The organism is Deinococcus carri (genome assembly GCF_039545055.1).
Classification (GTDB): Bacteria; Deinococcota; Deinococci; order Deinococcales; family Deinococcaceae; genus Deinococcus; species Deinococcus carri.
The window spans coordinates 1-19,771 of sequence record NZ_BAABRP010000021.1 but is presented as its reverse complement, the minus strand read 5'-3'; the positions used below and the strand labels follow the sequence as shown (position 1 = coordinate 19,771).

21 protein-coding genes are annotated in these 19,771 nt (G+C 68.9%); 14 read left to right on the top strand and 7 right to left on the bottom strand.

What is annotated here, in order from left to right; translation table 11 throughout:
* Positions 1-70: 70 nt before the first annotated feature.
* Together ABEA67_RS17020 and ABEA67_RS17015 are read right to left on the bottom strand one after the other, a co-directional pair.
* Positions 71-2,296, bottom strand: coding sequence for an esterase-like activity of phytase family protein (locus tag ABEA67_RS17020; RefSeq protein ID WP_345467575.1), 2,226 nt, complete (start codon positions 2,294-2,296; stop codon positions 71-73).
* A 315-nt stretch (positions 2,297-2,611) separates the two neighbouring features.
* Positions 2,612-3,676 carry a M42 family metallopeptidase gene (locus ABEA67_RS17015; RefSeq protein WP_345467573.1) on the bottom strand — a complete coding sequence of 355 codons (1,065 nt, stop codon included), beginning with the start codon at positions 3,674-3,676 and terminating at the stop codon, positions 2,612-2,614.
* Between the two features lie 83 nt (positions 3,677-3,759).
* Here ABEA67_RS17015 and ABEA67_RS17010 point away from each other — a divergent pair, with 83 nt between their 5' ends.
* The 7 genes from ABEA67_RS17010 (at position 3,760) to ABEA67_RS16980 (ending at position 8,166) form a co-directional block, all read left to right on the top strand.
* Entirely contained in the window at positions 3,760-4,587 is an 828-nt protein-coding gene (locus ABEA67_RS17010; protein ID WP_345467571.1) for a MerR family transcriptional regulator, read from the top strand.
* A 57-nt stretch (positions 4,588-4,644) separates the two neighbouring features.
* Positions 4,645-5,031 carry a hydroxyphenylacetyl-CoA thioesterase PaaI gene (paaI, locus tag ABEA67_RS17005; protein WP_345467569.1) on the top strand — a complete coding sequence of 129 codons (387 nt, stop codon included), beginning with the start codon at positions 4,645-4,647 and terminating at the stop codon, positions 5,029-5,031.
* Between the two features lie 34 nt (positions 5,032-5,065).
* Positions 5,066-5,524 (top strand): DMT family transporter, encoded by a 459-nt coding sequence (locus ABEA67_RS17000; RefSeq protein ID WP_345467567.1) that lies wholly within the window; start codon positions 5,066-5,068, stop codon positions 5,522-5,524.
* A complete protein-coding gene (locus tag ABEA67_RS16995) occupies positions 5,521-5,982 on the top strand; it encodes a DMT family transporter (RefSeq protein WP_345467565.1) in 462 nt (153 codons plus the stop codon). Before ABEA67_RS17000 ends, ABEA67_RS16995 begins: the two co-directional genes overlap by 4 nt.
* Before the next feature lie 145 nt (positions 5,983-6,127).
* Complete coding sequence (locus ABEA67_RS16990; protein WP_345467563.1) at positions 6,128-6,628, top strand: MarR family winged helix-turn-helix transcriptional regulator; 501 nt, start codon at positions 6,128-6,130, stop codon at positions 6,626-6,628.
* Positions 6,629-6,681: 53 nt separating this feature from the next.
* Complete coding sequence (locus tag ABEA67_RS16985) at positions 6,682-7,224, top strand: single-stranded DNA-binding protein (protein WP_345467562.1); 543 nt, start codon at positions 6,682-6,684, stop codon at positions 7,222-7,224.
* A 174-nt stretch (positions 7,225-7,398) separates the two neighbouring features.
* Positions 7,399-8,166, top strand: coding sequence for a hypothetical protein (locus ABEA67_RS16980; RefSeq protein ID WP_345467561.1), 768 nt, complete (start codon positions 7,399-7,401; stop codon positions 8,164-8,166).
* A gap of 186 nt (positions 8,167-8,352) precedes the next feature.
* Here ABEA67_RS16980 and ABEA67_RS16975 read toward each other — a convergent pair whose 3' ends face one another.
* Positions 8,353-8,793 (bottom strand): pyrophosphohydrolase domain-containing protein, encoded by a 441-nt coding sequence (locus ABEA67_RS16975; protein WP_345467559.1) that lies wholly within the window; start codon positions 8,791-8,793, stop codon positions 8,353-8,355.
* A 493-nt stretch (positions 8,794-9,286) separates the two neighbouring features.
* Between ABEA67_RS16975 and rocF the strand changes: the two genes are divergently transcribed.
* Both rocF and ABEA67_RS16965 read left to right on the top strand, forming a co-directional pair.
* Entirely contained in the window at positions 9,287-10,186 is a 900-nt protein-coding gene (rocF, locus tag ABEA67_RS16970; protein ID WP_345467556.1) for an arginase, read from the top strand.
* A gap of 98 nt (positions 10,187-10,284) precedes the next feature.
* Positions 10,285-11,658, top strand: coding sequence for a S41 family peptidase (locus ABEA67_RS16965; RefSeq protein WP_345467553.1), 1,374 nt, complete (start codon positions 10,285-10,287; stop codon positions 11,656-11,658).
* A gap of 39 nt (positions 11,659-11,697) precedes the next feature.
* On the opposite strand, the gene ABEA67_RS16960 is transcribed toward ABEA67_RS16965, so the two are convergent.
* Positions 11,698-12,090: a hypothetical protein gene (locus ABEA67_RS16960; RefSeq protein WP_345467551.1), complete on the bottom strand. Its 393-nt coding sequence runs from the start codon at positions 12,088-12,090 to the stop codon at positions 11,698-11,700.
* Between the two features lie 201 nt (positions 12,091-12,291).
* Here ABEA67_RS16960 and ABEA67_RS16955 point away from each other — a divergent pair, with 201 nt between their 5' ends.
* Positions 12,292-12,816: a DUF4142 domain-containing protein gene (locus tag ABEA67_RS16955; protein ID WP_345467549.1), complete on the top strand. Its 525-nt coding sequence runs from the start codon at positions 12,292-12,294 to the stop codon at positions 12,814-12,816.
* A gap of 60 nt (positions 12,817-12,876) precedes the next feature.
* Here the strand turns inward: ABEA67_RS16955 and ABEA67_RS16950 are convergent, their stop codons facing one another.
* On the bottom strand, positions 12,877-14,094 hold the full coding sequence (locus tag ABEA67_RS16950) for an MFS transporter (protein WP_345467547.1): 1,218 nt from the start codon (positions 14,092-14,094) through the stop codon (positions 12,877-12,879).
* A 122-nt stretch (positions 14,095-14,216) separates the two neighbouring features.
* Here ABEA67_RS16950 and ABEA67_RS16945 point away from each other — a divergent pair, with 122 nt between their 5' ends.
* Entirely contained in the window at positions 14,217-14,423 is a 207-nt protein-coding gene (locus ABEA67_RS16945; protein WP_345467545.1) for a hypothetical protein, read from the top strand.
* A gap of 81 nt (positions 14,424-14,504) precedes the next feature.
* Here ABEA67_RS16945 and ABEA67_RS16940 read toward each other — a convergent pair whose 3' ends face one another.
* Entirely contained in the window at positions 14,505-16,715 is a 2,211-nt protein-coding gene (locus tag ABEA67_RS16940) for an APC family permease (protein ID WP_345467543.1), read from the bottom strand.
* Positions 16,716-16,780: 65 nt separating this feature from the next.
* On the opposite strand from ABEA67_RS16940, the gene ABEA67_RS16935 reads away from it, so the two are divergent.
* Positions 16,781-17,698, top strand: coding sequence for an MBL fold metallo-hydrolase (locus tag ABEA67_RS16935; RefSeq protein ID WP_345467541.1), 918 nt, complete (start codon positions 16,781-16,783; stop codon positions 17,696-17,698).
* 76 nt (positions 17,699-17,774) lie between these two features.
* Here ABEA67_RS16935 and ABEA67_RS16930 read toward each other — a convergent pair whose 3' ends face one another.
* On the bottom strand, positions 17,775-18,233 hold the full coding sequence (locus tag ABEA67_RS16930) for a DUF6328 family protein (protein ID WP_345467539.1): 459 nt from the start codon (positions 18,231-18,233) through the stop codon (positions 17,775-17,777).
* A 118-nt stretch (positions 18,234-18,351) separates the two neighbouring features.
* Here ABEA67_RS16930 and ABEA67_RS16925 point away from each other — a divergent pair, with 118 nt between their 5' ends.
* Both ABEA67_RS16925 and ABEA67_RS16920 read left to right on the top strand, forming a co-directional pair.
* Positions 18,352-19,056, top strand: coding sequence for a Dps family protein (locus ABEA67_RS16925; protein ID WP_345467537.1), 705 nt, complete (start codon positions 18,352-18,354; stop codon positions 19,054-19,056).
* A 77-nt stretch (positions 19,057-19,133) separates the two neighbouring features.
* Positions 19,134-19,625 (top strand): DUF4385 domain-containing protein, encoded by a 492-nt coding sequence (locus tag ABEA67_RS16920; RefSeq protein WP_345467535.1) that lies wholly within the window; start codon positions 19,134-19,136, stop codon positions 19,623-19,625.
* Positions 19,626-19,771 lie beyond the last annotated feature (146 nt).

Below are 19,771 nucleotides of genomic sequence, written 5' to 3'. Positions count from 1 at the left end.
AGGGCACGGGCAGGCGGGACAGCCCAGGGGGCCGCCCCACGCGGAAGGCGGCCCACCCCGGAAGCGTGCGTCAGCGGCGGCCCACCCCCGCCGCGAGGTTCAGCGGGGCATCCAGCTTCAGCCACAGGAACTCCGTCCGGTCCTTGACATCCGCACCGCGCCCCCCCGTGGCGGGGTAGTTGTTGTCGTTGGCGACCAGGAGGGTGCTCGCGTCCAGCACGATGACGTTCTCGATGGTCAGGTAGGGAAAGGAGAACACGCCGCCCCGCGTGGCGGGCGCAAGGCCCTGCGGGTCCCGCACGTTCATCAGGTCGGCTACCAGCGTCTTTTTCAGGGTGCCGTCGGGATTCTTCTGCGTCAGGCTGACCTGATAGACCCGCTTGAACTTCGCCGCCGCGCCGCTGGCGTTGTCGCGTTCGAGCACCAGATAGTCCGTGGCGTTCACGGGTGTCAGGTCACCGATGGCGTGGGCGGCGTCCTCCAGGGCGTAGCGGCCGACCAGGGTCCAGCGGCGGGTCGCCAGGTCGAAGGCGTGCAGGCGCAGTTGCCCCGGCACGTCCCCCGCGACCGTCTTTTCCAGCAGGGCGTACAGCGTCTTGCCGTCCGGGCTGCGGCTCAGGCCCTCGAAACCGCCGCTCGCGCCCAGGTTGGCGGCGCTGCTGCTGGCCCCCTGCGCGAAGGCGGGGCTCTGGGGGCTGCGGACCTCGGGGGCGGTGAACTGGCCCACCACCTTCGCCCCGGTGGCCGGGAAGTCGGTGAAGAAGCCGTCCACGCCGGCCCACAGCGCCTGGCGCATCTCGGCCTCGGGGTCGCCCGCGTAGCTGGGCAGCAGGTAGGGGGGTTCGTTGCGGAAGGTCCAGGGGTGAACCAGCAGCCCGGCGGCGTGGGCACGCCTCACGAAGTCGGTCGTCTGACCCCGCTCGTCGATGACCCAGCGCTTGTAAGGGCCGACCCCACTGGCGTAGGTGGCGATGTCCCGGAGGGCGGCGTCGGTGGTCAGCGCGCCGTACTTGCGGGCGTCCCCCCGCGCGGTCCAGTCGTAGGGGGCCTCGTCCGGACTGCTGACCAGTTGCACCAGCGGCAGATTCACACCCGCCTTGGGCATGATGTTCGCCCGGAGGTCCCGGAGGTTCGCCGTCTCGAAGGACTGGATGAACACGCGGGCAGGGTCGGTGAAGCCTTCTTTTTTCAGCGTGTCTATCAGCAGTTGCGACGTGTTGAAGCCCGCCGCCTGCATGTAGGTGGGGTGCTTCGTCTCGGGGTAGAGGCCCACCTTACGCCCGGTCCTGGCCTCCACGTCGCGGACCAGCGCGATGATCTCCGCGAGGGTGGGAATCTGAAACTGCCCGTCGTAGGCCCGGCCCCGCAGCGCGGGAAGCCGCTCGACCGCCCGTAGGGTCCGGAGTTCGGCCAGCGTGAAGTCCTCGACGAAGTAGCCGCGCACGTCCACGCCGTCGAGTTTCTTGGTGGTGAGGCGGCTCCCGAACTCGGGATGGTTCGCCACGTCCGCCGTCGCCTCGGTCACCTTGCCGCTGGCGTCCACCACGGCGATGACGGGTTCATGCCGCGCGACCAGCACCCCGTCCCGGGTGACAACCAGATCGGGTTCGATAAAATCCGCGCCCCCCTCGATGGCGGCGCGGTAGGACGCTAGCGTGTGTTCGGGGCGCGTGCCGGAGCTGCCCCGGTGCCCGATCACGATGGGGGCCTGCCCGCGCAGGGTGGGCAGCCCGGCGAGGTTGGGGGTGGGCAGCGGGGCTTCGAGCAGCCGCCCGTCGGCGCTAAAGTGCAGCAGGTACGGCCCGAACTCGTCACCCACCCACAGCGTCCCGTCCGGGGCCACCGCGAAGCCCTCCACGTCGAAGTCGGCCCCGGTCAGCAGCCGCTTGGGGCTGGCCTCGTTCACGATCAGCCAGGGCACCCGGCGGTCGGGGTCGCGCAGTTGGATGAAGGTGCCCACCCGCACCCCGCCCTGTGCCGCCGGGCTGGTTTTCGCGGTAAGGCTCAGGCGGTAGAGGCGCAGCAGGTAATCGGCACTGTTGTTCTTCGCGCCGAAGCCGTTGTCGCTCAGAAACAGGAAGTCCCCGCCGGGGCCGAACTGCACCCCGGAAAACCCCTGCACGGGCTGGCCCGCAAACCGCGGCTTGCCGCGCAGCCCATCGGCAAAGGCCCCGCTGGCCGGCCCCGCCGCGAAGGTGTCGGCGGGCAGTTCGGCGTAGCCCACCAGGGTGGCGGCCCGGGCGAAAGGCAGGCTCAGGGACAGCAGGGCCGTCAGGCAGACCAGGGGACGTTTCACGTCCAGCAAGGTGCCGGGGCCACGTCAGCCCCACGTCGGCCCGGCATCAGGGGGAGGTCATACGGGCTTGCTCTGATTCCAGAACATCCGGGACGGCACCGGATGTTCTTCAGGGGCCACAGGCTCAGGGGCGGCCCCTCGCCTTTCTTGCCAGGAGAAACGTAGGTTCACCCGCTCGTGGTCCATCACCGCAACCCCGTCCTTTTTGCTTCTCGCTCTCCTGCGCAGTCGTCGTGAACGGACGCCCCTGAGGACGCCACTCCTCAGCTTTGCAAGTCCGCTGGGATGATTCAAAGGAATCATCGCAATGGGGTATCAGCCCTCCCGCACGTGCGCCAGCATCAGCTCCGCGGTGGCCCGCAGCGCGTCCAGGTGCGTGCGCTCGTAGGCGTGACTGGCGTCCACGCCGGGGCCGATCAGGGCGACCGGGTAGTCGCCGCCCGCGCGCCAGGCTGCCGTGCCGTCGCTGGCGTAGTAGGGATAGAGGTCCACCTTCAGGTCCAGCCCTGCCCGCCGCGCCGCCGCGCGCAGGCGGTTGCCGAGCGCGTGGTCATACGGCCCGCCGCTGTCGGCCACGCAGAGGGTGACGTGGTGCTCGCTGCTGGCCTGCCCCTCCCCGACCGCCGCCATGTCCACCGCGATCAGCTCGTCGGTGTGGGCCGGAATGCCGGTCGCCGCCCCGTGCCCGACCTCCTCGTAGGTGGTGACGTGAAAGGCGACGGTATGGGCCGGGGGCTGGTCCAGCAGGGCGCGGGTCACGCCCAGAAAGACGGCCACGGCGGCCTTGTTGTCGAGGTGGCGGCTCTTGAGGTAGCCCGCGTCCGTCAGGGTGGCGCGGGGGTCCAGGCTCACGAAGTCCCCGACCCCGATGCCCAGCGCCCGCGTCTCGGCGGCGCTGGTGGTGGGGGCGTCCAGGCGGACCTCCATCACCGCCTGCTCGCGCCGCAGCTCGCTGAGGGCCGGGCCGTGGACGTGGGTACTCTGGTAGGTGTTCACCACGGTTCCGGTGAGGACCCCGCCCGCCTGGGTATGCACCTGCACGTACTCGCCCTCGATGGTGGCCCAGTCGTAGCCCCCGAGCCGGGCGAGGCGCAGACGGCCGCTGGCCTTGATTTCCTTGACCATCGCCCCCAGCGTGTCCACATGGCCGCTGAAGGTGGTGTGCGGCTGGCCGGGCTGCCCCGCGACCTCCCAGGTCAGGGCACCCTTGCGGGTGCGGGTGGTCGCCACGCCCAGGGCCGCCAGTTCGCCTTCCAGCAGGCGCACGGCGGCCTCCGTGAAGCCGGTCGGGCTGGGGGTGTTCAGCAGACGCAGCAGGAGGTCGGTGGTGCCGGACAGGTCGAACCCGGCGGTCGCGGCGGGGGCGGACGGAGTGGTCATGGACGGCATGATACGGCCCCGCCGGGCTTGACCCTCACCCTGGGGCAGACCCCAGACTGCCTGCACCTCCGGGGGTGGTCAGGATGACGGACACGGCAGCAACCCTCACGATTGGCGCGTTCTCGCGCGCCTCGCGCCTCAGCCTCAAGGCTCTGCGGCTGTACGACGACCTGGGGCTGCTGCCCCCCGCCCGGGTGGACCCGGCCACGGGCTACCGCTTCTACGCGCCCGCCCAACTGGGCACCGCCCACCTGATTGGCCTGCTGCGCCAGCTCGACTTGCCGCTGAGCGAGGTGCGGGCGCTGCTGGAGACCCCGGCCGCGGCACAGGCCGCGCGGCTCGCGGAGCTGTGGGGGCGGGTCGAGCGCGAACACGGGCGGCGGCGCGGCGTGGCGCAGTACCTCATCGAGAAGCTGCAAGGAGAGACGAAGATGACACAGACTTTTGACGTTCAGCAGCGGTTCGTGCCCGCCCAGCGGGTGGCGACCCTCACCCGGCGGCTGACGGTGGCGGAGCTGAGCGACTTCATCGGGGAGGCGGGCAGCCGGCTGGTCGCCCTGACGGGAGAGCGGACGGCGGGGGCGGCCTTCGTCATCTACCACGGCGAGGTCAACGCCGACAGCGACGGCCCGGTGGAGGTGTGCGTGCCCTTCACGGGCAGCCTGACGGTGCCGGACGACGTGACCGTGCGCGAGGAACCCGCCCACACGGAAGCCTTCGTGACGCTGACCAGGGCGCAGTTCGTGTTCCCCGACATCCTGCGGGCCTACGACGCCGTGTGCGAGTACGCCCAGGCCCACGGCACACCGGGCGGCCTGGACTGCCGCGAGGTCTATCCGGTGCCCTGGGCCGGCCTGACTGGAAACGACCCGGCGGGGGACGTGGCCTGGCCCTTCGTGCCGCAGAACTGAACGCTGCTGCCCTCTGCGCCTCCGGCCCGTATGAGCCGGGGGCGGTACGCTGCCCCCATGAGCTATGCCGACACCCTGGGGATGCGCGTGCTGGAGGCCACGCCCGAACGAACCCGCGTCGCCCTGACCGTCACCGCCGGCGGCCTGAACATGCACGGCACCGCCCACGGCGGCCTGCTGTTCAGCCTCGCGGACGAGGCCTTTGCCCTTATCAGCAACCTGGAGGCGCAGGCGGTGGCGGTCGAAATGCACCTGAGTTTCTTCCGCGCCGCGCGGCAGGGGGATAAGCTGGTCGCGGTCGCCACGCCCGAACGGGTGGGCCGCACGCTGGCGACCTACCGGGTGGAGGTGCGGCGCGGTGAGGACGGCGAGGTGCTGGCGCTGTTCCTGGGGACCGTGTCGCGGCGGGAGCGGGGGAAAGACAGGAAGGCCTTGACTCTTTAACCAGTTAAATATTTACTGGTAACAAGGAGGCTTCATGACTGTACGCCCTTCCCTGTTTCCCCTCATTCTCGCGGTGCTGGCGGGGAGCTTTCTGCCAGTCCAGTTCGCCGTGAACGGCGCGCTGGCAGAACACCTCCATTCCGTGACCCTGACCGCCGCCGTGTCCTACGGCATGGGGACACTGGGTCTCACGTTGCTGCTGGTCCTGAGCAGGACTCGCCCCGGCTGGGCCGCTGCCCGGCAGGCACCGCGCTGGGTGTGGCTGGGCGGCGCAGTCGGGAGCGCGTACGTGGTAGGCAGCGTACTGCTGACGCGGGCACTGGGCGCGGCCCTGGCCACCACGCTGGTGATTGCCGCCCAGGTCGTGACCGCCATCCTGCTCGACCATTTCGGCGTTCTGGGCCTGAAGCGGCGGCGGGTCAACCGGGCGCGTGCCGCCGCGCTGGTCCTGGTCCTCGCGGCGCTCGGCGTGCGGCTCTGGGGGGCCGCGTGAACCTCGCGGTGCTGCTGGGCACGCTGGGCGCGGGGGTGGGTCTGGCTGCGGGCCTCGCCTTCAACGTGCGGCTGTCGGGGGCGCTGGGCAGTCCACTGGCCGCGACCCTCGTGAACTTTCTGGTGGGGGGCGTGCTGATGCTCGCGCTGTGGACCTGCGGGCTGGACGGAGCGCGGCCCACGCAGGTTCCCGCCGGATGGCTGCTGACCGGGGGCCTGCTGGGCGCGGCCTACGTGACTCTCAGTCTGCTGAGCGCAGCGCGGCTCGGGGTCGGCCTCAGCACGGTCAGCGTGACGCTGGGGCAACTGCTGGGGGCGCTGGTGATAGCGGCCCTGGGCTGGCTGGGCCAGACGCCGCAGGCCCCCACGGCGAGCAGCCTCCTCAGCGCCGCCCTCCTGGCCGGGGCGGTGGCCCTGCTCGCCACGGACCGGCAACGTGATGAAGACGCCGGGCGCTGAAACCCGTTAGAGCATTTGTCCGAATTACGCCGCCCTGGGAAAAGCGCTTCCAACGCCTCCATTCTCCCAAATGCTCTCCTTATTTCACTCGCTTCGCTCGGTCAAAAAGACGGTCTCTTTTTGACAAATGCTCTAAAACGGGGGGATGAAGACGCCGCGGCTGGAACTGGAGCAGATCGAACGGGACTGGCACGCCGCACGGCCGGACGTGAACCCGGAACCGATGCTGACCGTGATTGCCGTGCAGCGCGCCAGCCAGGCCCTTCAGGCGGCGCTGGAAGCCTTTTTCGCGCGGCACGAGCTGACGCCCTCGGCCTTCGACGTGCTGGCGACCCTACGCCGCTCCTCGCCCCCCGAGGGCCTCACCCTGGGTGAACTCGCCCAGCGGATGGTCATCACGCCCCCCGCCGTCACCAAGCGCGTGGACGGGCTGGAACGCCGGGGCTGGGTGGTCCGGCAGGCCGATGCCGGGGACCGCCGCACCGTGCGGGCCGCCCTGACTCCCCAGGGCCTGCAGGCCGTGGACCAGCTCCTGGCCCTGCACGTGGCGCACGAGGAGGCCTTGCTGCGGGGCCTGACGCTGTCCGAGCGGGCCACCCTGCGCGCGCTGCTGGGCCGTCTTCCAGCCCCACCGGAGACGGAGTAAAGGCACACAGGACTGGCAGCTTTGTGTTATGTTATTTACGTAAGGAGGCACACATGCTGCATATCGAATTCATCACGGACCTGGGGGCGCGCGTCACGGTGGACGTGGAGAGCGCCGACAAGCTGCTCGACGTTCAGCGCCAGTACGGCCGCCTGGGCTGGACCAGCGGCGAGATTCCCACCGGGGGCTACCAGTTCCCGCTGGAAAACGAACCCGACTTCGACTGGACCCTGATCGGGGCCAGGAAGTGGACCAACCCCGAAGGCGAGGAGATGATCATCCACCGCGGCCACGCCTACCGCCGCCGCGAACTGGAGGCCGTGGACAGCCGCAAGATGAGGCTGCCCGCCGCCGTGAAGTACAGCCGCGGGGCCAAGAACACCGACCCCGACCACGTGCGCGAGAAGGCCGACGGCGAGTTCGAGTACGTGACGCTGGCGATCTTCCGCGGTGGCAAGCGCCAGGAACGTTTCGCGGTGCCCGGTGGTGGCCGCGCCCCCGCTCAGGCGAGCGCCCCGGCCCGTCCGGCCGCCGCCCGCCCCCAGGCCGCCCGGCCCGCCGCCGTGGCCGTGCAGGACGAGGAAACGCCGTTCTGAACGTGAGGGGGGAGTGCTGACGACCCGAAAGGTTATGAGGAACTGTTCCCTGACGGGGGCAGTTTCTGTTTTTACCGACGAGAATATGGACTGGGACGTATTCCGACCGTGACCACCGTTCTGGCCTCCACGTCACTTTGGCTGGACGCTCATATTCGGCCTTTACGGTGAACCATGCTGCCTACCCCTCTGCGTCATCCAGCCGGAACCGTGGTCATGGTGTGGCTCCTCGGCACTGGAGCCGCTTTCGCGCAGGTGGAAACGCCGAACAGCCCCGCTGGGTGCCCCCAGCCGTCTTACCTGCTGAAGGTTGGGGGCGACCGCCTGCGCACACCCCTCACGGTCAAACTCAATGACAAAGCCATCAACTTGGGGAAGCCGTACGAGCTGGTCAGTCAGAATGTCACGAACGCCCTGACGACTCAGAACCGGATTCAATTGAACTGGCAGCCCAAAAAGCTCTCTGACTCCGGGAGGCTATACGATGTCCCCGTGGAGTTGAAGGTCATGTACGGGAACCGTGCCACGACCATCTTCCAGTTCAGCCCGCAGGCCTATCCCAATCAGCGGCAGCTGGCCTACAAGTTCTCGGCTCCCCCACAGAATAACCTGGCCTGCGCCGGGGACCAGTACCGGGTGAAACTCGACTTCAGCCACGCTTTCGGACCATTCGAGTGGACGATTACCGTAGACGGCAAACATTACGTTTACGTACTGGGCGACGCGAATATAGACCTGCGCCCCTTTCTGAAAAAGGGCGTCAATGAAGTGACCCTGAACTGGCGCGTTCTTGGGGGAGACGGTCAGCAGAACCTGGGCAAAAACAAGGTGGCGCAGGTTATCTCGACGGTAAATGGGAAGACGAAGAATCTGCTGACCTTCGGAATCAAGAACATCGTGGGCAGTACAGGCAGTAAGAGCGTGACGATTCAGATTCGGTGACCCAGGAAACCTGACAGCGTGGCGAATTCAAAGCGTACCGGCCGTAACCCAGAGCCGCCAGGCACGAGAAAAGTGAGGTGCCCAGGCCCACGCACGCTGCTCAAAGACGGCTGGATGCTTGTTTTGTGGCCTCTCACATAAAATTTTCCAGACCGTCAGGTGGTCAGTGGGAAACAGCCCCTCCACTCACCACTTCCCACTGACCACTTCCTGCCCCTCAATCACCCCCCGCACGTCGGCAGGCTGCCAGCCCTCCGGCTTGAGCAGCTTGCCGTCGGCGCGTCTGGGGCCGCCGAGCTTCGCCATGTTGGCGCGGTGGACCTCGGCAAAGACCGCGTCGGCGTCGATGCCCAGGGTCGTCAGGGCACCGTAGGTCACGTACAGCAGGTCCGCGAGTTCGTGGGCCAGCGGGGCGAGGTCGGCGGGCGGGACGTTCTCGCCTGCTTGCAAACGGGCTTCCAGACGGCCCCATTCCTCCTCCACCTCCTGCGCTTCTTCCCTGATGAGGGTGCGGCGCAGGGTGAGGAGGTCGGGGGAGGGCGGGGCAGGCTGCTCGGGCACGGTAAAGCCGAACCTGCGGTGGAGATGGGTCACGCGGGCGGCATTGGTCAGCGGTCGCTCGGACATGGCCGGATGATAGGTGGCAGGCGGCTCCAGTTCCGCCCTTCCGGAAAACGGCACCCGCCACTTTCTGGCTTCCCGCCCCGCTCGCCCGCCAGCTCCCTGGATCCACAAAATTGGACCACACGACACTGGACCAACGAAAAAGGGAGCCTGTTGCGGCTCCCTTACTTCATTCTGGCTGCGGGTGATGGGAATCGAACCCACCTGACGGCCTACTTCCGGCCCGCTCGCGCGCCCGTTGATGAGGAGGTGGGCGTCTCCCTCCGGCCCGGCGTGTCGCCTGGAGCTGGAACGAAGTATGCCCGGCAAGTGTCAGGGCTGCATGTGCCATCTGGCGAGGCAGCCTTAAGAAAACTGGCCTGGATTTCCGAGAAGCCCCTCAAGAGTCCTTCATGAGTATTCACCGCGTGACCGCTCCCCCCGCTGGCTGGCAGGCGCACGAATCATATTCTTGCAGCCCTGAGGCATACACCCTTTGCGGCCCTACCCTGGGGGCATGAACGTGAATATTCTGGGCATTCCGATGGACCTTGGCGCGGGGCGGCGCGGCGTGGACATGGGGGCGTCGGCCCTGCGCAACGCGCATCTGGCCGCCCGGCTGCGCGACCTGGGCCACACCGTCCGCGACCTGGGGGACGTAGATGTGGCCCTGCCCGAGACGCTGGACAAGCACGCCTCGGCCGGGCTGGTGTTTCTGGACCCGATTCTGGAAGCCTGCCGCGTGACCGCCGAGCGGCTGGCGGCCCTGCCGGAGGACGTGTTTCCGGTCACGCTGGGCGGCGATCACTCGGTCAGCATGGGCACCGTGACGGGCAACGCGCTGCGCGGCAATCCGGCCGGCACGCGCACCGGGCTGATCTGGGTGGACGCCCACACCGACTACAACACCCCGGAAAGCAGCCCCAGCGGGAATATCCACGGCATGCCCGTCGCGCACCTGACCGGCCGGGGCGACCCGGCCCTGGTGAACCTGGGCGGCGGCTGGCACCTGAACCCCGAGGACATCGTGATGATCGGCATCCGCAGCGTGGACGCCCGCGAGCGTGAGCTGCTGCGCGAGGCGGGCATCCAGGCCTACACCATGAAGGAGGTGGACCAGCTCGGCATCACCCGCATCACGGAGGAGGCGCTCGAACGCCTCGCGGACGTGCCGCGGCTGCATGTCTCCTTCGACGCCGATGCGCTCGACCCCACGGTCGCGCCCGGCGTGGGCACGCCCGTGCCCGGCGGCCTGACCTACCGCGAGGGCCACCTGCTGATGGAACTGCTCAGCGAGTCGGGCCGCGTGAACAGCCTGGACATCGTGGAGGTGAACCCGGTGCTTGACACCCGCAACCAGACCGCCGAGGTGATGGTGGGGATGGCCGCCAGCCTGCTGGGCCAGCGCATCCTGTAGCCTCCCCTCAGGCGCGGGGGAAGCGGCTGAAATTGCAACCTGGACGGCATTTTCGGCCCACCAATTTCCCATCTGCCCACCGCAGAATGGGAGCACCCATGAACGCCAATCTGCGCCGTGTCCCGGCCTGCCGTCCGCTCGCTCAACGTGTGTCTGTCTTCCTTGCCACCACGTCTCTGCTCGCGTCCGGGCTGTTCGGGGCCGGGACGCTGGCGCAGAGTACGCCGTCCAAGATGCCCCCGCCGCGTGCCGAAGCCTACGGCACGGTGGCGCAGTCGCCCGCCCAGGCCATCTTCAATCAGGTGAACCTGCTGCTTCAGGAGGAGTACGGCGGCCTCTCCACGGTGGACCGCCTGGCGCTGACGCGGGACTACCAGACGCGGCTGGACGCGGTGTGCGCGCCCATCATGCTTACCTGCCCGGTCGAGAAGGCCTACCCCGTGCTGGAGGCCGAGGTCACGGCGCTGGGGGACGAGCACAGCTTCTTCGAGACGCCGGAGGACTTTCAGGACTTCCTGGCGACGGCCACCGGCGGCAACCGGCGGCAGTTCGGCGTGAAGCTGGGCAAGCTCGACGGCCAGAACCGCGTGGTGCTGGAGGTCGTGCCCCAGAGCGCCGCCGAGGAAGTGGGGCTGATGCGCGGCGACGTGCTGCTCACGCTGGACGGCAAGCCCTACACCTACGACGCGCTGCGTGAGGCGCGGCTGGCGGGGCGCACGATCACGCTGGGGCTGGAACGGATCGGGCGGCCCCTCACGGTGAACCTGACCTCGCGCGACAGCAGCACCCGCGACCTGCCCCGGCTGAGTTTTACCGGGGCGCAGAACAAGGTCGCGGTGCTGCGGATTCCCACCTTCCTGGCGGGGGGCGGCGTGGCGCAGCGCGTGCATGAGCTGGTGGGCGAGGCGCGCGCGAGTGGTGCCCAGGGCATTGTCGTGGACCTGCGCGGCAACACGGGGGGCAGCCTGTCCGAGTGCGACAGCGCGGTCAGCGCCTTTGTCCCCACCTTCACGCGGGTGGCGCGCACGGCGGACGGGGACGTGCCCACCCTGGTGCAGCGCGGCGCACGGCTGGAAAACGGGCGGAATGCCGGAACGGTGGACAACCCGCAACTGTGGACTGGGCCGCTCGCCGTGCTGGTGGATCAGGGCAGCGCATCATGCAGCGAGTTCTTCGCCTACGAGGTGCAGTACGCCGCACGTGGCCCGATCATCGGGGCGGCGACGGCGGGGGTGGGCAACACCGCCACCCGCGTCTTCCCGCTGGGAGAGGCCGCCCTGCAACTCACCATCCTGAACTACGCCAAGCCGGGCGGCCAGCTCTACCCGGTGCGGGTGACGCCCGACCAGCGCCACGACGAGACCGAGGACGACCTGCGCCTCCTCACGCGCGGGCAGGACACCCTGCTGGCCCTGGGCGTGCAGGCCCTGGCGACGGCCCCGACCCTGACCCTTGACCGCTCGCGCCCCTGACCGACCCCTGAACAGCCGCCCTCCGGCCCTCCCGTCTGGCTACAGCCGCCGGGAGGGCCGCGCCGTGACGAGGCCCAGCACCAGTCCCACCCCGGCAGGCAGCGTGAACAGCAGCAGAAAGGCCGTCAGGCTACTGTCCCCGATCAGGTTGCCCAGCGGCCGCCCCAGCGCCGTGTACAGCGGGCTGCCCAGCCACGCCAGCGCCGTCCACAGCCCACCTTCCAGCCCCCGCGCCTCGATGGTGTTTTCCAGCCAGCGCGCGCCCAGCAGGCCCAGCGTCTGGAGGACCAGCGCGGGCAGCAGCACCAGCACCGCCCGCGGCCCCCGTTCGGCCCGCCCCGCCAGAAAGCCCAGCAGCAGCGGCCCCAGCACCGGCACCCACCCCAGCAGCAGGCCCACCAGCAGCAGCATGAAGACGTTCACCCAGAGCATGGGGCGAGTGTACCGGGCGCAGAGAAGGACTGGCCCCTGGCTCAAGGGTGATGGAGGTCGCCCCAAGACTTCATTAGCCCGGCCTTGAGGGGTCCGCCACGCGGCACGGCGGCTCTGCGGCCAGACTGACTGGTGAGGCGGATGGCGGACCGCTGCGGTCAGCAGCGCGACATACGTCATTTCCCGATTCCGGAGGTTTCCATGCTGAAACGACCCCTGCTCCTTCTTCCGCTGGTGCTGGCTTCCTGTGCCCCTTCCATGTTGGCCCCCAACGCCAGCACCACCGACGGCCTGTTCCTGCAAGCGGCGACCGGCAGCAACCTGTTCGAGGTCCAGGCGGCCCAGGTCGCGCTGGGCAAGACGACCTCGGACGCGGTGCGGGCCTATGCCCAGCACATGGTCAACGACCACACGAACGCCCAGAACCAGGTGGCGGCCCTCGCCACCCGCAAGGGTGTGCCCCTGCCCAAGATGCTGCCGCCCGAATTGCAGCTCAAGATCAACACCCTGAGCGGCATGAGCGGCGCGGCCTTTGACGCCGCCTATGCCCGCGAGATGGTGGTCAGCCACCAGCTCACGGTGAGCATCATGCAAAACGAGCAGGCCGCCGGGAAGGACGCCGACGTGGTGGCCCTCGCCAACCAGCAACTGCCCATCATCACCCAGCACCTCGCCGAGGCCCAGGCCCTGCCTGGCGGGACGGCTCCAGCCCCCAGCGCCCCCTGAGCCGGCCCTGCCGGATGTGCCCCACGCCTGCCGCTGTGCGGAGTGTGGGGCCTTCCTCTGTCAAAGGCCGGCTTCCTCCGCCTCCTCGCGGGTGGGCACGTCCTTCAGCGCCCAGCGCAGGCCCAGGGCCGTGAGCACGCCGACCAGCATCAGCGTGAGCCAGGGCAGCAGCGGCAGCCCCAGCTTCTCACCCGTGTCGATCAGCAGGCCACCCACCACGTTGCCCACCGCGCCGCCCAGCCCCAGGCTGATGGCGCTGAAGCCGAAGTAACTGCCGATCAGGCCCGCGGGGGCCAGGCGCGCGGTCAGCGTCTGCTGGGTGGGGTACACCAGCATAGTGCCCAGACTGTAGAGCGCCACGCAGGCCAGCAGTTGCCCGAAGGTCACGGCCAGGCCCATCAACCCCAGGCTCAGGCCCACCGTCAGCACCGCCGCGACCAGGGCCACCCGCGTGCGCACCCGCGCCTCCACGAAGCGCAGCAGCGGATATTGCAGCACCACCGCCAGCCCCGCCGAGAGGCCGTACAGCGGCCCCGTCGCGCCCGGCCCGGCCAGCGCCACGGCCTTGAGGGTCACGGCCACGTTGAGCTGCGTACTCAGCAGAAAGTAGCCCACCAGCACCAGCGTGAAGCGGCGAAAGCGGCGGTCGCGGGCCGCCGTTCTCAGGCCCGCGAGGCCGCTGCCCGCCGTCTGCTCGGGGCGCGTGTGGGGCAGGGTCGCGGCTAGCAGCGCGCCCGCCACCAGGTACACGCTGCCCGCCGCCAGCGCCGCCGTGCGGAAGCCCAGGCCAATCAGCGCGGCCCCGATGAGTGGCCCCGTCACCATGCCGAGGTTGCCGGAAATGCTGGTCAGGCTGAACATCCGCGTGCGGTGCTCGGGCCGCGTGACGGCCGTGATGGCCGCGTTCTTGGGGGCATCGAACAGGCCGCCGCCGATGCCCGCCAGGACCGACGCCGCCAGCAGCACCGGCAACGTGTCCGCGAAGCCCATCCAGGTGAAGCCCAGCGTGCGAATCAGGCACCCGGCCAGAATCAGCGGTTTCGGCCCAATCCGGTCGGCCCAGGCCCCGCCGAAGACCGTCAGACCCTGCTGCGTCAGTTGCCGCAGGCCCAGCACCAGCCCCACACTGGCCGCCGCCCACCCCCGCCCGTCCACGAAATGCACCGTTACCAGCGGAATTACTGCGAAGAACCCTCCCCACATCAGGAAGTTGGCGGCGATCAGGCCGAGCTGTGCGGGCGAGAGTCGGAAGGGTGGGGCGGCGGCGGGAACGGACACGGGAGAGAGGCTACACCCGTGGGGGAGGTGCGGGTGCGGTTATGATCAACCCGTCCGGCCGGGCGCGCTGCATGACAAGTCGGGTAGGTCAGAGGTCACCGCTCCAGAAAGGAGCAACCCCCATGTGCCGCAAACACACAGGGGTCACCGAAAGGTTGGTGATGCTCTTGACGCACAAGAAGCGTACCAAAAACCGCAAGGCGGAGCAAGCAAAGTTCCAGCGCCGGATGAAGAGTCTGGCGGCCTGGACAGCGTTTGCAACTGCCCTCGCGGCGCTGGTCACCGCTCTTGCAGAGCTGATCCACACGTTGGTCAAGCTCCTGCCCTGACCTGAGCCTCTGGGTGCCTGCCCAGCACGTCACCGTGTCCGGCTGGACGCCCCCACCCCCCGGTGGGGGTTTTCTTCTGCACTACCCGCCCACATGCACCACCGGGCGGCGGACATGCTCGGGTTCGGCTAGGCGCAGGACCTCGTGAGTGAGGGGCGGGATGTCGCCCTCGCCCGCCAGCAGGAAGCGCAGGGCGTTGCCGGCGGGGCCTTTCTCGCTCCACTCAAAATAGACGTGGGGGGGCACGCCGGTGCGGTCGCGCACGTGCAGGAGCACGGCGGCGATGGTGTTGGGCACGCTGTTGCCCCGCGCGCGCAGGATGGCGTAGCGCCCCACCTGCACGCCCGTGACGGTCACGGTGTCGCTGAAGTTGCTGGGGTCGGTCACGGCCACCTCCAGAAACAGGGCCGGTTCGCCCTGGGGCAGGTGGGTGTCCAGCCGCACTTCCAGTTCCTTGAAGCGGTACTCGCGGGTATTGCCGGCATTCAGGCGGTTGGCGATAAAGCGCAGGGGCAGACCGCGGCCCACCGTCTCCCGCAGCAGGCGGGCGGCCTCCTCGTCGAAGTTGACCTGCTGCACGCGCAGCTCGGTCGAGCGGCTCACGCGCGAGGCCACGCTAATCACCAGAATCGCCGCCACGAAGATAAGAGCGATGTAGAGACCCTGGGGCTGCCCCAGCATCGTGACGCTGATGGCGTAGATGAAAATGGCGCTGATCACGCCGAAAAAGAGGGAGGCCGCCTTATGCCCCCGCTTCAGCTCGGTCAGGAAGACGGCCACCGCCGCCGAGGTCATCATCGCCAGCACGCCGGTCGCGTAGGCCCCGCCCTGCGCGTCCACGTTGGCGCGGAAAATTAGCGTGACCAGGAAACAGATGCCGATGAACAGCACCACCAGCGGCCGGGTGGCGCGGGTCCACTCGGGGGCCATGCCGTAGCGCGGCAGGAAGCGCGGCACGATGTTCAGCAGCCCCGTCATGGCGCTGGCCCCGGCGAACCACAGGATCAGGATGGTGCTGATGTCGTACAGGGTGCCGAAGCCCTCGCCCAGCAGCCGGTGCGCCAGGTAAGCCAGCGCGCGCCCGTTCGCCTCGCCCGCCGGTTTGTTCACCGTCACCATGGCCGAGCCGGGTGAGGTGGGCGTGACCGTCACCGCCAGCGACACCGGGCCATCCGCCGTCTGTGCCCGGACATTGAAGCTCTGCGGCCCGGCCGCAGTGCTGGCGGGCAGCTTCAGCGTGTAGAACTGCCGCGGGTTCTTCGGGTCGTCCAGCGGCACGTTCACGGCCGCGCTGCCCCGCGCGAGGTCGCCCGAGTTCACGCCGTGCGTGTAGGTGAGGGCGGGCCAGAACGCCGCGGCGGGCGTCAGCGTGGTGCTCACCACCGACGAGGTGAGCAGCAGCGTGCTCATGATCAGGGCGGCGGTGGTCAGCAGCTTGCGGGCGTTCTGAATCCGGCCCAGCGGGCGCTCGGGGGTGTCGCCGGGGTTGCCCCTCACCAGCGGCATCACCAGCACCCCCGTCTCGAAGCCGCTCATGCCCAGCGCCAGCCGGGGAAACACCAGCAGCGCCGCGCCGATCAGCGCCAGCGGCGAGAAATAGGTGTGCCGCAGACCCGTCCACCAGTCTCCCACCAGGCCGGGATGCGTCGCCACCTCCACCAGTCCGCGCCCGATCAGCACGACGTTCAGACCCAGGTACAGCGCCACCAGCGCCACGGCGATCCCGATGGCCTCCTTGAAGCCCTTGAGGAACACTGCGCCCAGCAGCGCCAGCAGCCCCAGCGTGATGACGACCTGCTTGCCGGCCAGCGCGTCCTTGAGCAGGGGGTTCTCGACCAGGTGTGCCCCCGCGTCGGCCGCCGACAGGGTGATCGTAATCACGAAGCCCGTGGCGACAAAGCCCAGCAGCGCCAGCACCAGCAGCTTGCTGGGCCAGTAGGCCAGCAACCGTTCGAGCATGCTCAGCGATCCGTCCCCGTTGGGACTCTCGAAGGCGACCCGGCGGTACATGGGCAGGGCACCGAACAGCATCACGGCCACCAGCACCAGCGTGGCGATGGGCGAGAGCGCCCCCGCCGCCAGAAAGGCGATGCCCGGCGCGTAGCCCAGGCTGGAAAAGTAGTCCACGCCGGTCAGGCACATCACCTGCCACCAGGGGTGCTTGTGCTGCTGCGCCTGCGCCGCCTGCTCGCCCTCGTAGAAGCCCTCGTGGTCGCTCGCGGGGGGTTCAGTTTCCAGAAACCAGCGGGAAAGGGGACTGCGGGGCTGAGCAGGCTGCTCCGAAGAGGGCATTCGCGTAGCGTACTCCTCTCCCCACCCGCCCACCTTTACCTTCCCGGCCCCTTACCCTGTCTCCCATGACCCCACCCCTCCCGCACCCCGCACTCGTGACCCTCGCGCCGGGCGTCCACTTCCTGCCGGGCGCGGTAAACAGCGTGGTGGTGGAGGGCAGCCGGGGCGGGGCGCTGCTGGTGGACACCGGCCTGGAAGACTCGCACGCCCGCAAGCTCCTGCGCGCGGTGGAGGGCGCGGGCCTCACCCCCACCGCCATCCTGAACACCCACAGCCACGCCGACCACCACGGCGGCAACGCCCTGATTCTGAAGCGCTTTCCGGGGCTGGAGGTCCACGCACCGCCGCTGGAAGCCGCCGTCATCAACCACCCGGTGCTGGAACCCCTGTCGCTGTTCGGGGCGCTGCCTCCCCGCGAGTTGCGGACCAAGTTCCTGCTGGCCCCGGCGAGTCCGGCCCGCCCCCTCCCCGCGACCAGCCCGGTGCGGCTGGGGGGGGTGGAGGTGGAGCTGCTGGACGTGTCCGGCCACGCGGTCCAGATGTACGCCGTGCGCTGCGGCGACGTGCTGTATGCCGCCGACGCCCTCTTCGGCCCGGACGCCCTGCAAAAGCATCCCCTGACCTTCTGCGCCGCCTCCCGCCCGCAGAAGGAGGCCGCGGCCCGGCTGGGAACGCTGCCGGGCGTGCGCGTGGTGCTACCCGGCCACGGCGACCCCACGGAGGACCTGGCCGGTCTGGTCGCCGCCAACCTCGCCGCCTACGAGCGCACCACGCAGGTCGTGCGGGAAGCCCTTCAGGCCGGCCCGGCGACGGTGGACGAGGTGCTGGCACGCGTGTGTGACGCCCTGGGCGTGCAGATGACGAACGCGGGGGCGGTGGTCCTCAACCGCGCGGTGGTCAGCGCGCACCTGACCGAGCTGCTGGATGCGGGCGCGGTGGTCATGGACGTGGCCGGGGGCCGCCTCGTCTTCGGGCCGGCCTGATACGGCTTCCGGCCACTCCGGCCTTTTTTCTGCCGCGCCTACCCGGTCCCTCGGTTCCGGCTCGCCGCTGGGGGCCTCAGGTCTTGGGTCCCCCGTACTCGCGGCGCTCATGCAGGAGGGGCAGTGCCCACCACACCCCCAGCAGCAGCAGGGCAATGCCGCCCGGCGCGATCCAGGCAAAGGCACCGGACATCACCTGGGCCGTGACCAGCCGGGTGGTCAGCACCAGGGCCAGGGAAATGAAGACGGCCCCCACCCGGACCAGAGCGGTGGTGGTCGCCTTGAACTGCTCGACATGGCGGACCGGGCGGCGCAGGTAGTGGTGCAGGGCCGGGGCACTCAGCAGCACCAGGCTGGTCAGCGAGCACAGAAAGGTCGCCGCGTACACCCAGCGTTCGGAGGCCACCAGGTCGCGGAAACTCGCGTTGAACGGCAAGATGATCAGGAAGCTCGTGAGAACCTGGGTGCCCTGAAGCAGAATACGCAGCTCGTCCAGCAGGGCGGACAGCCTGTCCGTGTCCGGCGAGTCGGTCATGAGAGGCCCAGCATAACCGGGTGCGGGTGGTGCGCGCCCGGTGACAGCCGCCGCCGGACCGTCAAGCGTAAAGAAACGCCGTATAGGCGCGTTTCATGTGGCGGCGTAGCGTGGACACATGACGAAAGCGACCAAATCGGCTTCCAAGACCGGCGGAACGCGCAAGAAAAAGACTGCGGACGAGCAGGCTGACCAGGCCATGCAGGCGGGCGCGGCCCAGGCGCAGGGGGCACCGGAGCTGGAGGTGACCAACGTGCAGGACGAGGGCGCACCCGGCGTGCCCGCCGAGGGTGAGGCCAAGGCCGACGCCGCGCACCTCGACACCGTCAACAACCAGCTGGTGAACCACGGCTACCTCTCGGAAGAGGAGTTCCAGACGGTCAGCGAGACGCTGCAACGCAACCTCGCCACCACCATCAGCCTGTACCTCAAGTTCAAGAAGTACCACTGGGACATCCGGGGCCGCTTCTTCCGCGACCTGCACCTCGCCTACGACGAGTTCATCGAGGAAATTTTCCCCGGCATTGACGAGCAGGCCGAGCGGCTGGTGGCCCTGGGCGGCAGCCCCATCGCCGCGCCCGCCGACATCGCCCGCTTCAGCGTGGTGCAGGTGCCCACCGAGACGGTGCGTGACGCCCGCACCCAGGTGGCCGACCTGGTGTCCGACCTCACCCGCGTGGGCAAGGGCTACCGCGACGACTCGCAGACCGTGGACGACGCCAACGACCCCGCCACCGCTGACATGTACAACGGCTATGCGCAGACCATCGACAAGATTCGCTGGATGCTCAGCGCGATGCTGGACGACGACCGGATGAACTGAAGGACGCCGAAGGCAGATGGCAAAAGGCGTTTGGCCTTCCGCCTTTTGCCATCTGCCTTGCTCCTTCTGCCAGACGTATGCCCAGATTCGACTACTCCCTCGACTACGCCCACCTCGACCTGCGCGCCCACCCCGAACTGTACCGGGTGGGCGTGGGCGAGCAGGGCGTGCTGCTGGTGCAGCCGTACAAGAGTGAGTTGCTGCCCCACTGGCGCTTTGCTACCCCCGAGGCGGCGCGGCAGAGCAGCGAGACTCTGTACGCGATGTTCCTGGCCTACCTGCGGGCCGGGGACTTCGTGGGGGCGGACATGGCCCGCAAGTTCCTCCAGATGGGCTTTACCCGCTCCCGGCGCTACGCCAACCACAAGGGAGGCAAGAAGTACGCCGGGCCGGTGCCCGAGGACAAAAGAGGCCAGAGCGGCGCACACGGCCGCCCCGAGTTGCCCCGCACCCCGGAGGACCCGGTCAAGGCCGAGTCCGCCCGTATCTTCAAGGCGAAGTGGGACGAGGCCGAGGCCAACGAGGAGTACGCGCGGCTGAAGAAAGAACACAAGGCGCGGTACGGATAACAGACTGGATAATGCGGCTGGTCGAGGGTTCAGGGTAATGACGCGTTGTAGCGATGGATGAAAAGCCAAAGCAGCGTCTCAAGGTTGGCTTGTTTGCGGCAGAAGGATAGACTTTTGCGCACCAGATGGGCCAATCTCAGACGCAA